At 60.8% G+C, this 14,562-nt stretch carries 7 protein-coding genes and 2 pseudogenes; 5 read left to right on the plus strand and 4 right to left on the minus strand.

Translation table 11 applies throughout. The features are described from left to right. Positions 1 to 19 precede the first annotated feature (19 nt). Both ACDZ94_RS06230 and putP read right to left on the minus strand, forming a co-directional pair. Positions 20 to 2,029 carry a type VI secretion system tip protein VgrG gene (locus ACDZ94_RS06230; RefSeq protein WP_432751210.1) on the minus strand — a complete coding sequence of 670 codons (2,010 nt, stop codon included), beginning with the start codon at positions 2,027 to 2,029 and terminating at the stop codon, positions 20 to 22. 203 nt (positions 2,030 to 2,232) lie between these two features. Further along, a complete protein-coding gene (gene putP, locus ACDZ94_RS06235) occupies positions 2,233 to 3,717 on the minus strand; it encodes a sodium/proline symporter PutP (protein WP_262666845.1) in 1,485 nt (494 codons plus the stop codon). Between the two features lie 460 nt (positions 3,718 to 4,177). On the opposite strand from putP, the gene putA reads away from it, so the two are divergent. Beyond that, on the plus strand, positions 4,178 to 8,131 hold the full coding sequence (gene putA / locus ACDZ94_RS06240; RefSeq protein WP_221293754.1) for a trifunctional transcriptional regulator/proline dehydrogenase/L-glutamate gamma-semialdehyde dehydrogenase: 3,954 nt from the start codon (positions 4,178 to 4,180) through the stop codon (positions 8,129 to 8,131). A 213-nt stretch (positions 8,132 to 8,344) separates the two neighbouring features. Further along, positions 8,345 to 10,147 carry an acyl-CoA dehydrogenase gene (locus ACDZ94_RS06245; protein ID WP_262666843.1) on the plus strand — a complete coding sequence of 601 codons (1,803 nt, stop codon included), beginning with the start codon at positions 8,345 to 8,347 and terminating at the stop codon, positions 10,145 to 10,147. On the opposite strand, the gene ACDZ94_RS06250 is transcribed toward ACDZ94_RS06245, so the two are convergent. After that, a complete protein-coding gene (locus ACDZ94_RS06250) occupies positions 10,144 to 10,437 on the minus strand; it encodes a cell division protein ZapA (protein WP_053253988.1) in 294 nt (97 codons plus the stop codon). The genes ACDZ94_RS06245 and ACDZ94_RS06250 overlap by 4 nt on opposite strands. Beyond that, positions 10,434 to 10,664, minus strand: a complete 231-nt coding sequence (locus tag ACDZ94_RS06255) for a hypothetical protein (protein ID WP_038844376.1) — start codon at positions 10,662 to 10,664, stop codon at positions 10,434 to 10,436. The genes ACDZ94_RS06250 and ACDZ94_RS06255 overlap by 4 nt, the downstream gene beginning before the upstream one ends. 343 nt (positions 10,665 to 11,007) lie before the next feature. Here ACDZ94_RS06255 and ACDZ94_RS06260 point away from each other — a divergent pair. The 3 genes and pseudogenes from ACDZ94_RS06260 to ACDZ94_RS06270 form a co-directional block, all read left to right on the plus strand. Then, positions 11,008 to 11,664: pseudogene (locus tag ACDZ94_RS06260) on the plus strand (MCP four helix bundle domain-containing protein); the annotation flags it as partial. Positions 11,665 to 11,967: 303 nt separating this feature from the next. Further along, positions 11,968 to 12,567 (plus strand): annotated as a pseudogene (locus ACDZ94_RS06265) (methyl-accepting chemotaxis protein); the annotation flags it as partial. A gap of 237 nt (positions 12,568 to 12,804) precedes the next feature. Next, positions 12,805 to 14,547: a potassium/proton antiporter gene (locus ACDZ94_RS06270; RefSeq protein ID WP_064450342.1), complete on the plus strand. Its 1,743-nt coding sequence runs from the start codon at positions 12,805 to 12,807 to the stop codon at positions 14,545 to 14,547. The last annotated feature ends 15 nt before the right edge of the window (positions 14,548 to 14,562 follow it).

The raw sequence follows: 14,562 nt of genomic DNA on the forward strand, positions 1-14,562 counted from the left end.
AATTCCTTATAATTAAAGCTTAAAGGTGTCGGGTGATATCACACTGACCGTTCTTGCAGCGCTCACACTCTTCGCAAAACGGTGCGCTGCGTTTCAGACTGGCCACTTGCACGCGGCTCAACGGTGCGGGAATAACCGCCAGCAGTTTTTCTTTTATTCCCGCCATTAACGGCGCAGCGGCAGGACCGGGCGCACCGCCAATCTGAATCGGCACGCTGCTGAATATCCCGGCCGCCGACACCGTGATCGACTGCCCTCCGGCCTGGATCGTAACGGCGGCACCCGCGTCGATGACAATGCTTTGCCCTGCGCCTATCTGAATGCTGCGACCGGCCCGCACCTGCTGCGACCCGCCGACTACCAGGTGATCGTCCTGCTTGAGCTCGGTCAGGCGGTTGCCATGGGTGATGCGTTGCTCTTCGCCTTGAAGCTCATGATGGGACTCACCACCGACCCTCACCCGGCGCAGGTTATCAACCTGTACCTGCTGGTCATGCAACACGTGCTGGGTCCAGTCACGCTGGGCACGCAGGTAGATTTCCTCGGCACCCTTGCGGTCCTCAATCCGCAATTCGTTGTAGCCCCCACCACCCGGGCTGCTGTGACTGCGCAAAATGCTGCGGGTCTTGTCCGCCGGCAAGTCCAGAGGCACCGGTGTCGATGCGTTGGGCAGACAACCCATCACCAGGGGCATATCCATGTCGCCATTGACGAAGCCCACCAGGACTTCCATGCCAACCCTGGGGATCAGCACCGAGCCATAACGGTCATGGGCCCAGGCACTGGCGACGCGCAGCCAGCAACTGGAATGGTCGTTGTGCGCCCCGTCGCGATCCCAGGCCATCTGCACTTTGACCCGACCGTATTCATCGCAATGGATTTCGCTGTCGGCAGGGCCGGTGACCACCGCGTTCTGATAACCCGCAAGGGTCGGACGCTGCTGCTCAGGCATGGGCGGACGAAAGATCACATCCCACGGCGCAGCGATAAATTCGTTGCGATAGCCCTGGCGAAAATCCCCGCCTTCGACCTCAGTCACGGCCTCCTCGAGCACTTGGGGTTGTTTACCTTCGTGGGTTACTTGCGTCACCAGCCACAAGTTGTTCCATTCTTCACGTGGGTGCCCGCTCAGCATGAGGAAACGCCCGCAGACCAACGCCGGCTCATCGCCTTCGCCGTGGGCGATGCGAGCGTCTCGGCGGTGGCGCTCCAAACCACGTTGCGCGAGGTATTTGCCATGGAGCCGATCAGAAAATTGACCGGGGTAGGTTTGCTCCTCCAGCGTGGGAAACGCCTCGCCGGCGACTTCGCTCTCCAACGCCAGGCGTGGCTTGCGGAAATCGTAATCGCGCAGGCTCACTGACGTCGTGCGGGTTTCCAATTGCACCGCGAACCGTTTGATCGCCGGGGCGCCCGCCACCATTCCGGAACCGGGTGTATACGGGGTGGGCTGGTCAGCCTGGGCAAACACTGTCTGGTCATCGCCGAACACCAGCACGTGCCCCTCGGGCGAATGCTGGAAGTGATAGTGAATCCCCAGCTCGGCACACAGACGCTGAATGAACGCCAGATCGGTCTCACCGAACTGCACACAATACTCACGCTCCGGGTAGTGACCGCTCAGCCGAAACTCGAAGCGGTCGCCCTGAATCCCCTGCCCCACCAGCACCAGCGCAACAATCTGCGGCACCGTCTTGTGCTGGAAAATACGCTGATGGCTGCTGTGCATCAGGTACGCCAATTGCGGCACAAGACTGATCTGGTAGCGCGTAAGACGTCGTCCGGAATCGCCCTGGGCCACCCGATAAACCAGGCCGTGAACGCCATGGCCCTGTTCATCAAAACCCAGATATACCTGGCGATGCAGCATGCTTTCCAGGTCGATATCGGGTTGCTCGCTGACCAACTCAAGCTCAAAACGATAGGGCTGGCTGAGCGCCTCCTGACCTTTGAAGCTAAAGACTTTAAGGTCGCACGCAACCCCATCCAGGGTTAGGTTAAAGGCACTTTGATTGGCAGGAGCGAACATCCGGTGTTTCTCTGCAAAGGGTAGGCGCCAGATTCTGCACCACCGCTGCGCCCGGCTGAGCACGTCCTGGGAAAATCAGTAAAGCCCTACACGCACACGTCCGAATGTTCTTGCCGCGGACGTAAATCGCACGCAAAAAAAGGCCCGCATCCTACGGATGGCGGGCCTTTTTTCAGCTCATCTGGCGCTAAACGCCCGAAGAATTACTTGTTGAGGTTGTAGTCTTTTTCCGCAGCATCAAAACGCTCAACCATACCCGCAGTCGGTGCGCCCAGCTTGCTCACGACGTAGATCGCCAAGCTGGCGAAGATAAAGCCCGGGATGATTTCGTACAGGCCCAGCAGGTTGAAATGCTTCCACACGATCACAGTGATCGCGCCCACCAGAATGCCCGCCAATGCGCCGTTGCGGGTCATGCCTTTCCAGATCACCGAAATCAGTACCACAGGACCAAACGCAGCGCCGAAACCGGCCCAGGCGTAGCTCACCAGACCCAGCACGCGGTTGTCCGGGTTGGCGGCCATAACGATAGCAATCAGGGCAACCAACAGCACCATGGCACGGCCGACCCACACCAGTTCAACCTGGGAAGCGTTTTTGCGCAGGAAGGTTTTGTAGAAGTCTTCGGTCAAGGCGCTGGAGCACACCAGCAACTGACAGCTCAGGGTGCTCATAACGGCCGCCAGAATGGCCGACAACAGCACGCCAGCGATCCACGGGTTGAACAGCAGCTTGGCCAGTTCAATGAACACACGTTCGTGGTTCTCGTTGACCGGCCCCGCCACTTCAGGGTGCGCCGAGAAGTAAGCGATGCCGAAGAAGCCCACCGCCACGGTGCCGCCCAGGCACAGGATCATCCAGGTCATGGAAATACGGCGCGCCTTGGCAATCGACTTCACCGAATCCGCCGCCATGAAGCGCGCGAGGATGTGCGGCTGGCCGAAGTAACCCAAGCCCCAGCCCATCAGCGAGATGATGCCGATGAACGAGGTGTTTTTCAGCATGTTGAAGTTGTCCGGGTTCTTGGCTTCGATCGCCAGGAACGTGGTGTCGATGCCGCCGGTAGCCAGCAGCACGATGATCGGCGTCAGGATCAGGGCGAAGATCATCAGCGTGGCTTGGACGGTATCGGTCCAGCTGACGGCAAGGAAACCACCCACGAAGGTGTAGGCAATCGTCGCCGCAGCGCCGGCCCACAGCGCCGTCTCGTAGGACATGCCGAACGTGCTTTCAAACAGGCGGGCACCGGCCACGATGCCGGAGGCACAATAGATGGTGAAGAACACCAGAATCACCACCGCAGAGATGATCCGCAGCAGGCCGCTTTTGTCTTCGAAGCGGCTGGAGAAGTAATCCGGCAGCGTCAGGGCGTCACCGTTGTGCTCGGTCTGCACTCGCAGGCGGCCGGCCACGAACAACCAGTTCAGGTAGGCACCAACGATCAGGCCGATGGCGATCCAGCTTTCCGACAGGCCGGACATGTAGATCGCGCCCGGCAGGCCCATCAACAACCAGCCGCTCATATCGGAAGCACCGGCCGACAAGGCTGTGACCACGCTACCGAGGCTGCGACCGCCGAGGATGTAATCGGAAAGGTTGTTGGTGGAGCGATAGGCCATGAAGCCGATCAGCACCATTGCTGCGATGTAGATCACGAACGTGATCAGGGTAGGATTACTAACGCTCATAAGAGTGACGCCCTGGCTTTGTTTTTATGTAGCGACGGTCTGTCAGACGCCACCCACTGGTTCAGTGAGTAAACGTAACTGGTTGCCGCGCATTTATGACTGACGTTTCCCCAGGAAAGCCGCCAGCCGATGAACCGAACCTTGAAGGTGGTTGCACCTTGGCCGCGAATGCTATTCAACAAAGCAAATAAGGTGCAACCAGTTTCTTGAGAATAAGTTGCACCTTAGCGTGATTCGTCGAAAACCCTTCTTTTTTGCTCCTTTTCGGAGCAAGAACAGCCGATCTCAGAAGCAAATGCACCAAGGTGAAGCCGATTCGGTTGAAGGCCGGATTTTTTCCTGTGAACCGTCGAAAATTTCCTGAACAAAAGGGTTGCACCCGGTTGCACCTCTTGTTGGGCAAAGCTAATCTTGCCGCCAGCAGATGCCACTCGGTAGTGGCACCCATGAGGATAAAAAGATGGCAACGACCACCCTTGGGGTCAAACTCGACGACCCGACCCGCGAACGCCTGAAGGCGGCCGCGACCTCCATTGATCGCACGCCGCACTGGCTGATCAAGCAGGCAATTTTCAATTACCTGGAGAAACTTGAGGGTGGTGCAACCCTGACCGAGCTCAATGGTTTGGGCAGTAAGGACGCTGAAGACGCCGGCGAAGTCCAGCCCGACCACGCCCACCAGTGCTTCCTGGAGTTTGCCGAGAGCATCCTGCCGCAATCGGTACTACGCGCATCGATCACCGCCGCTTACCGCCGCCCTGAGCCGGAAGTGGTGCCGATGCTGATCGAGCAGGCACGCCTGCCGCAGGCAATGGCCGAAGCCACCAACAAGCTGGCCGCCTCGATTGCGGAAAAACTGCGCAATCAGAAGAGTGCCGGCGGCCGTGCCGGTATTGTTCAGGGCCTGCTGCAAGAATTTTCACTGTCGTCCCAGGAAGGCGTGGCCCTGATGTGCCTGGCCGAAGCGCTGCTGCGTATCCCGGACAAAGGCACCCGCGATGCGCTGATCCGCGACAAGATCAGCACCGGCAACTGGCAGCCGCACCTGGGCAACAGCCCGTCGCTGTTCGTCAACGCCGCCACCTGGGGCCTGCTGCTGACCGGCAAACTGGTCGCCACCCACAACGAAGCGGGTTTGACCTCGTCCCTGAGCCGTATTATCGGCAAGAGCGGCGAGCCGATGATCCGCAAGGGCGTCGACATGGCCATGCGCCTGATGGGCGAGCAGTTCGTCACCGGCGAAACCATCGCCGAAGCCCTGGCCAATGCGAGCAAGTTCGAAGCCAAGGGTTTCCGCTATTCCTACGACATGCTTGGTGAAGCCGCGCTGACCGAACACGATGCCCAGAAGTACCTGGCCTCGTACGAGCAAGCCATTCATTCCATCGGCAAAGCCTCACACGGACGTGGGATTTATGAAGGCCCGGGCATCTCCATCAAGCTCTCGGCACTGCACCCGCGTTACAGCCGTGCGCAGTACGAGCGCGTGATGGATGAGCTGTACCCGCGCCTGCTGTCACTGACCTTGCTGGCCAAGCAATATGACATCGGCCTGAACATCGACGCCGAAGAAGCCGACCGCCTTGAGCTGTCGCTGGACCTGCTGGAACGCCTGTGCTTCGAGCCGCAACTGACCGGCTGGAACGGCATCGGTTTCGTGATCCAGGCTTACCAGAAGCGTTGCCCGTATGTGATCGACTACGTCATCGACCTGGCGCGCCGCAGCCGCCATCGCCTGATGATCCGCCTGGTGAAAGGCGCGTACTGGGACAGCGAAATCAAGCGCGCCCAGGTTGAAGGCCTGGAAGGCTACCCGGTCTATACCCGCAAGGTGTACACCGACGTGTCCTACATCGCCTGTGCACGCAAACTGCTGTCGGTGCCGGAAGTCATCTACCCGCAATTCGCTACGCACAACGCCCACACGCTGTCGGCCATCTACCATATCGCCGGTCAGAACTATTACCCCGGCCAGTACGAGTTCCAGTGCCTGCACGGCATGGGTGAACCGCTGTACGAGCAGGTTGTAGGCAAGGTTTCCGATGGCAAGCTGAACCGTCCGTGCCGCGTGTACGCCCCGGTCGGCACCCACGAAACACTGCTGGCCTACCTGGTGCGGCGCCTGCTGGAAAACGGCGCCAACACCTCGTTCGTCAACCGGATTGCCGACCACACCATCTCGATTCAGGAGCTGGTGGCCGATCCAGTGGCCAACATCGAGCAAATGGCGACGCTGGAAGGCGGCTTCGGCCTGCCGCACCCGCGTATTCCATTGCCGCGCGACCTGTATGGCAGCGACCGCGCCAACTCGGCCGGTATCGACCTGGCCAACGAACACCGCTTGGCGTCGCTGTCTTGCGCCTTGCTGGCCACGGCCCACAACGACTGGAAGGCCGAGCCGATGCTCGGTTGCGCGTCCAGCAATGAAGCCGCCGCCCCTGTGCTGAACCCATCCGACTTGCGCGATGTGGTCGGCCATGTACAGGAAGCCACCGTCGAAGACGTCGACAACGCCATCCAGTGCGCCATCAACGCCGGTCCGATCTGGCAGGCCACCCCGCCCGCCGAACGCGCCGCGATCCTGGAGCGCGCCGCCGACTTGATGGAAGGCGAGATCCAGCCGCTGATGGGCCTGCTGGCTCGCGAAGCCGGTAAGACCTTTGCCAACGCCATTGCCGAAGTGCGTGAAGCCGTGGACTTCCTGCGCTACTACGCGGTGCAGGCCCGTAACGATTTCACCAACGACGCCCACCGCCCATTGGGCCCGGTGGTCTGCATCAGTCCGTGGAACTTCCCGCTGGCGATTTTCAGTGGCCAAGTCGCTGCAGCACTGGCGGCCGGTAACCCGGTATTGGCCAAGCCTGCCGAGCAAACACCACTGGTGGCCGCCCAGGCCGTGCGTATTTTGCTCGAAGCCGGCATTCCGGAAGGCGTGCTGCAACTGCTGCCGGGCCAGGGCGAAACCGTCGGCGCGCGCCTGGTGGGTGATGATCGCGTCAAAGGCGTGATGTTCACCGGCTCCACCGAAGTGGCGCGCCTGCTGCAACGCAGCGTCGCCGGTCGCCTGGATACCCAGGGCCGTCCGATTCCGCTGATCGCCGAAACCGGTGGCCAGAACGCGATGATCGTCGACTCTTCGGCACTGACCGAACAAGTTGTGATCGACGTCGTGTCCTCGGCCTTCGACAGCGCCGGCCAGCGTTGCTCGGCCCTGCGTGTACTGTGCCTGCAGGAAGATTCGGCAGACCGTGTCATCGAAATGCTCAAGGGCGCCATGGCTGAATGCCGCCTGGGCAACCCGGAGCGCCTGTCGGTGGATATCGGCCCGGTGATCGACGCCGAAGCCAAGGCCGGCATCGAGAAACACATCCAGGCCATGCGCGACAAAGGCCGCGCGGTTTACCAAGTGGCAATTGCCGACGGCGAAGAGATCAAGCGTGGCACTTTCGTGATGCCGACCCTGATCGAGCTGGAAAGCTTCGACGAACTGCAACGGGAGATCTTCGGCCCGGTGCTGCACGTGGTGCGCTACAAGCGCAAAGAGATCGACCAGCTCATCGCGCAGATCAACGCGTCCGGCTACGGCCTGACCCTGGGCGTGCACACTCGCATCGACGAGACCATCGCCAAGGTGATCGACAACGTGCATGCCGGTAACATCTACGTGAACCGCAACATTGTCGGCGCCGTGGTCGGCGTGCAGCCATTCGGCGGCGAAGGCCTGTCGGGCACTGGCCCGAAAGCCGGTGGGCCGTTGTACCTGTACCGCCTGCTGTCGACACGTCCTACCGATGCGATCGAGCAATCCTTCGTGCGTGGCGACAAGCTGGCCGCACCGGACGTGCGTCTGCGCGATGCCATGAGCCAACCACTGACCGCCCTGAAAACCTGGGCCGACAGCAACCAGTTCAGCGACCTGAGCGCCCTGTGCAGCCAGTTCGCCGCGCAATCGCAAAGCGGTATCACCCGCCAACTGGCCGGCCCGACCGGCGAGCGCAACAGCTACGCCATCCTGCCCCGCGAGCACGTGTTGTGCCTGGCGGAAGTGGAAGGTGACCTGCTGACGCAACTGGCGGCGGTATTGGCCGTCGGCGGTTCGGCGGTATGGCCGGAAACCGACCTGACCAAGGCCTTGTTCCCACGCCTGCCAAGGGAGATTCAGGCGAAGATCAAGCGCGTTGCTGATTGGACCAAGGACGAGGTGGTGTTCGATGCCGTCTTGCACCACGGTGATTCCGACCAACTGCGCGCTGTTTGCCAGCAAGTGGCCCAGCGTGGCGGGGCGATTGTCGGGGTGCATGGTTTGTCGCAGGGTGAAACCACGATAGGCCTTGAACGCCTGGTGATCGAGCGCGCGTTGAGCGTTAACACCGCTGCAGCGGGTGGTAACGCCAGCCTGATGACCATCGGCTAACTAATGTGGGAGCGGGCTTGCTCGCGAATACGGTAAATCAGTCAGTACATTGGGTGACTGACACTCCGCATTCGCGAGCAAGCCCGCTCCCACATTGACCGCGCTCGCAGCGCCCTTCTCTCGTTCTGCCCTTCCATCACGCAAATCAATCTTGCTATCCAGCCTCCATTCGCACACTTAGACTCAGGCCTATTCCCCTACAGGTAAGCCGCCATGTCCGAGACGCTGCTCAGTTCCCGCAATCTGGCTTTCGAGCTGTACGAAGTCCTCGATGCCGAGGGCCTGACTCAGCGCGAGCGGTTTGCCGAACACAACCGTGAAACCTTTGACGCCGCCATCAGCACCGCGCGCAGCATTGCCGAGAAGTTTTTCGCGCCGCACAACCGCAAGAACGACGAAAACGAGCCGCGCTATGAAGACGGCAAGGCGATCCTGATCCCGGAAGTGAAACCCGCCGTGGACGCGTTCCTCGAAGCTGGTTTTCTGAACGCCGCCCGCAGTTTTGAAGCCGGTGGCATGCAACTGCCGACGTTGCTGTCCCAGGCCTGTTTCGCACACTTCCAGTCTGCCAACGCCGCCTCCACGTCCTACCCGTTCCTGACCATGGGCGCCGCCAACCTGATCGAAAGCTTCGGCACCGAGGAGCAGAAACAGCGCTTCCTGCAACCGATGATCGACGGCCGTTTCTTCGGCACCATGGCCCTCACCGAACCGCATGCCGGCTCGTCGCTGTCGGATATTCGTACACGCGCCGAGCCCGCTGCTGACGGCAGTTATCGGCTCAAGGGCAATAAAATTTTCATCTCCGGCGGCGATCACCCGCTGTCGGAAAACATCGTGCACATGGTGCTGGCCAAGTTGCCGGATGCACCGGCCGGGGTGAAGGGCATTTCGCTGTTTATCGTGCCCAAATTCCTGGTCAACGACGATGGCAGTCTGGGCGCACGCAACGACGTGCTGCTGGCCGGGCTGTTCCACAAGATGGGCTGGCGCGGTACAACGTCCACGGCACTGAACTTCGGCGATAACGGCAACTGTGTCGGCTATCTGGTGGGCAAACCGCATCAGGGCCTGAGCTGTATGTTCCAAATGATGAACGAGGCGCGCATCGGCGTAGGCATGGGCGCGGTGATGCTGGGTTACGCCGGCTACCTCTACTCGCTGGAGTACGCTCGCGAACGTCCGCAAGGGCGCCTGCCCGACAGCAAAGACCCGAGCACCGCGCCGGTCTCGATCATTCAGCACGCCGATATCAAGCGCATGCTGCTGACCCAGAAAGCCTATGTGGAAGGTGCCTTCGACCTCGGCCTGTATGCAGCGCGGCTGTTCGACGACACCACCACGCTGGCCACCGATGCCGAGCGCAAGCACGCCCACGAATTGCTCGATTTGCTCACGCCCATCGTCAAGTCCTGGCCGTCGGAGTTCTGCCTCAAGGCCAATGAACTGGCGATCCAGATTCTCGGCGGCCATGGCTACACCCGCGAATACCCGGTGGAGCAATACTACCGCGACAACCGCCTGAACCCGATCCATGAAGGTACCCACGGCATTCAGTCGCTGGATTTGCTCGGGCGCAAACTCGCGCAAAACGGCGGTGCGGGGTTGAAACAACTGATCCGCCTGATCGCCGAAACCGCCGCGCGCGCTCAGGAACACTCATCACTGACGGCATTGCGAGAACCCCTGGAACACCTGGTGGCACGCCTGCAAAGCGTGACGATTGGCCTGCTGACCGATCTGGCCCAAGGCAAGGTCAACAGCAGCCTGGCGAATTCGGCGTTGTACTTGAAGGTATTCGGGCACACGGTGATTGGCTGGCGCTGGCTGGAGCAGGCGATTCGCGCCGAGGAAGGGTTGGCCAAGGGCAATGCGGCCGATGTCGCCTTTTATAAAGGCAAGCTCCAGGCCGCTCGGTACTTCCTGACCTGGGAAGTGCCGAGCTGCCATCATGAACTGGCGATTCTGGAGGCACGCGATGACACGTGCCTGGGGATGCAGGATGAGTGGTTCTAAGGCGTTCCGATCGCCTTGGAAATCACATCGACCGTGGCGCTGACTTGCTCTTGGTAACGGTCGAGTTCCTGCTGGTGGTGCTTTTGCATTTCGATCTGCTCGGCGCACAGGTTCAGTGCGGCCAGTACCAATAATTTGTCACCGATCAGGGTCGGGTACTTTTTCTTGGTGGTGGCCAGGGACGCCTTGAGCATGGTCACGGCGTGCATCAGGGTTTGATCTCCCCCGTCCGGCGCCTTGATCGAGTAATCCTCTCCGAGAATCGAAACGACCTTTATCCCTTCATTCATGCGCCGACAGGCCCTGCGCTAACACGCTCAACCAACGCCTGGATGCGAGCGGCGGTGGCGCCGTGCTTTTCTTCCTGCTCCATCAGATTCAGTTGCAGGCTGTCATTTTCATCCTTGGCGCGGGCCAGTTCCGCTTTGAGGGATTCGTTGCTGCCCAGTAGGTCCTGATTCTGCTGTACCAGGTCGCTGACCAGTTGTTCCAATTGGCTGAGGGATGCTTCTAACATTTTGATTTCTCGGGCATTTTCAAAGGGCGGTGACGATAAAGAAAATTCACCTCGGATGCCAGGGTTATCCCCGGCGCGCAGCCCGTTTTTTAAGGGCCGGGCCGCACTTTCGAGCCTTAGTGACTGCATTTACCCGATCTGGTTCCTGAATCCGCGCAACTGCTCGTCAGATGCGACAAAAGCGCGCGCCCCCTTAAGACTTTAGTCGCATGGCCGATAGTTCATACACACCCCGTCTCACGGCCGCACGGATCGCGCTTCTCCCCAGGATTCCAGCATGTCTCTTCGTAATATGAATATCGCGCCGAGGGCCTTTCTTGGCTTCGCGTTTATTGGCGCACTCATGTTGTTTCTCGGCGTGTTCGCCCTGAACCAAATGAGCAAGATTCGCGCAGCCACCGAAGACATCACCCTGTCCAGCGTGCCAAGCATTCGCGCCCTCGACGAGTTCACCCAGCTGACTCTGCGCCTGCGGGTGTTGTCGTATCGCCTGCTGACCAACCGCGAGCCGGACGTGCAGCAAAAGACCCTTGAGGCGTTTGAACTGCGCAACCAGCAGATCCGCAGCGCCCAGGGCGTCTACGAAAAACTCATCGAAAGCGGCGAAGAGCGGGCCGCCTATGACGAATACGTGCGTTTGCTCAGCCAGTACCATCAGATCGAGGAGCGCATGAAGAGCTTGTCTCGCGCCAACCAGATCGACGAGCTGCGGGCCTTGCTCAACACCGAGTTGCTGAGCAACTCCGAGCAGGTCAACACGGTGCTGACGCGCCTGCTCGACATCAACAACAAGATGGCCAACGCCACCAACCAGCAAGCCAAAGACCAGTACGACATGGCCTTTGAGCTGGTGGTGGGACTGTTGATCATTGCCACGGCGCTGACCCTGTTGTTCGCGTGGCTGCTCACCCGCAGCATCACCCTGCCAATCGCCCAGGCCCTGGAAGCCGCCGAAGAAGTGGCCGAAGGCAACCTGACGCGCCCGATCAAGGTCGACGGCAACGACGAAGCCGGCCGCCTGCTGGCCGCCATGGCCAAGATGCAAGACAAGCTGCGCGACACCCTGCAACGCATCGCCGGTTCCGCCACCCAGCTTGCGTCGGCAGCGGAAGAGCTGAACGCCGTCACCGACGAAAGTGCGCGCGGCCTGACCCAGCAAAACAATGAAATCGAACAAGCCGCCACCGCCGTCAACGAGATGACCAGCGCCGTCGAAGAAGTCGCACGCAATGCGGTGAGCACTTCCGAAGCGTCGCGCAATGCGACCACTTCTGCAGGTGATGGCCGTGATCTGGTGCAGGAAACTGTCAGCGCCATCGAGCGCATGAGCGGCGACGTGCAAGCCACGGCCACCTTGATTGGCGACCTGGCCAATGAATCGCGGGATATCGGCAAGGTGCTGGACGTGATTCGCGGCCTGGCTGACCAGACCAACCTGCTGGCGCTGAACGCTGCGATTGAAGCCGCGCGTGCCGGTGAAGCCGGCCGTGGGTTTGCCGTGGTGGCGGATGAGGTGCGGGCCTTGGCCCATCGCACCCAGCAGTCCACCAGCGAGATCGAGCGGATGATCGGCAGCATTCAAGCCGGCACCGAGCATGCGGTGAATTCGATGCGCAACAGTACCGAGCGCGCGGAATCGACGTTGAATATCGCCAAAGGCGCCGGGATGTCGCTGGACACCATCAACACCGCGATCGTCGAAATCAACGAGCGCAACCTGGTCATCGCCAGCGCGGCGGAAGAGCAGGCACAGGTAGCGCGGGAAGTGGACCGTAATCTGGTGAATATCCGCGATCTGTCGGTGCAGTCGGCGACCGGCGCCAGCCAGACGAGTGCGGCGAGCAGTGAGCTGTCGCGATTGGCGGTGGATTTGAATGGGATGGTGGGACGCTTCAGGCTGTAACCCACAACCTGCCTGGCGAAGTCGATTCCTGTGGGAGCTGGCTTGCCTGCGATAGCATCGCCTCGGTGAACCTGGCTTACCGGGTTGCCCGCATCGCAGGCAAGCCAGCTCCCACATTGGATGGGTGCAGGCCCGCGAAAGCTTTTTGACAGCACTGCAATTCAACAGGTTAGAATCGCTGGCACGCAGACTGCATGGTCAGTTCGCGCCCGTCTTCCCAGTTCTGGAGTACTGCCTTTGAATGCGACGACCATCAACAGCCTGTTCTTGATCGGCGCGTTGCTGGTGGGTGCGAGCATTCTGGTAAGTTCTCTTTCGTCACGCCTGGGCATCCCGATTCTGGTGATCATCCTGGCCGTAGGCATGGCCGCCGGCGTCGACGGCGGCGGCATCATCTTCGATAACTACCCGACCGCCTACCTGGTGGGCAACCTTGCGCTGGCAGTGATCCTGCTCGACGGCGGCTTGCGCACACGGGTGGCGAGTTTCCGCGTGGCACTCTGGCCGGCATTATCGCTGGCCACGGTGGGGGTGTTGATTACCACCGGCCTCACCGGCATGGCTGCGGCCTGGCTGTTCAACCTTAATATCATTCAAGGCTTGTTGATCGGCGCCATCGTCGGCTCGACGGACGCCGCGGCAGTGTTCTCGCTGCTGGGCGGCAAGGGCCTGAACGAACGGGTCAGCGCCAGCCTGGAAATCGAATCCGGCAGCAACGACCCAATGGCCGTGTTCCTCACCGTCACCCTGATCGACATGCTGGCCAGCGGCCAAACCGGCCTGCACTGGAGCCTGTTGGGCCACCTGATCCGTGAATTCGGCATCGGCGGTATTGTCGGCCTGGGCGGCGGCTGGCTGATGCTGCAAATGGTCAACCGCATCAACCTGGCCACCGGCCTGTACCCGATTCTGGTGATCGCCGGTGGCCTGCTGGTGTTTGCCTTGACCAACGCCCTGCACGGCAGCGGTTTCCTCGCCGTATACCTGTGCGGCCTGGTCATCGGCAACCGCCCGGTGCGCAGCCGTCACGGCATTTTGCACATGCTCGACGGCATGGCCTGGCTGGCACAGATCGGCATGTTTTTGGTGCTGGGCCTGCTGGTCACGCCCCATGACTTGCTGCCGATTGCCCTACCAGCATTGGGCCTGGCGCTGTGGATGATCCTGTTTGCGCGGCCGCTGTCGGTGATGGTCGGCCTGCTGCCGTTCAAAGCGTTCCACGGTCGCGAAAAAGCCTTTATCGCCTGGGTCGGCCTGCGCGGCGCGGTACCGATCATCCTGGCGGTGTTCCCGTTGATGGCCGGCCTGCCTCACGCGCAGCTGTATTTCAACCTGGCGTTCTTTATCGTGCTGGTGTCGTTGCTGGTGCAGGGCACAAGCCTGCCGTGGGTGGCCAAGCTGCTGAAAGTCACCGTACCGCCGGAACCTGCGCCGATTTCCCGCGCGGCCCTCGAAGTACACGTCACCAGCGAGTGGGAGCTGTTCGTCTACCGCCTGGGCGCGGAGAAGTGGTGCATCGGCGCGGCCCTGCGCGAGCTGAAAATGCCCGAGGGCACACGCATCGCCGCCCTGTTCCGCGGCCAGCAACTGCTCCACCCGTCGGGTAGTACGGTGCTGGAAGTCGACGATTTGCTCTGTGTGATCGGCCACGAACACAACCTCCCGGCCTTGGGCAAGTTGTTCAGCCAGGCACCGCAACGCGGCCTCGACCTGCGTTTCTTCGGCGATTTTGTGCTCGAAGGCGACGCCCAGTTGGGCGCGGTCTCCGCCCTGTACGGCCTCAAGCTCGAAGGCATCGACCCGGATATGCCATTGAGCCGCTTCATCACTCAGAAAGTCGGCGGCGCGCCGGTTGTGGGCGACCAAGTGGAATGGAACAACACCCTGTGGACCGTCGCAGTCATGGACGGGAACAAGATTGGAAAAGTCGGCGTCAAATTCCCCGAAGGAAGTCGTCCAGGCCCTGGACTCTTCCTCTAAACTGCGGGGCTATGG

Source organism: Pseudomonas sp. UBT, from assembly GCF_050915955.1.
In the GTDB taxonomy this organism is placed as follows: domain Bacteria; phylum Pseudomonadota; class Gammaproteobacteria; order Pseudomonadales; family Pseudomonadaceae; genus Aquipseudomonas; species Aquipseudomonas antarctica_A.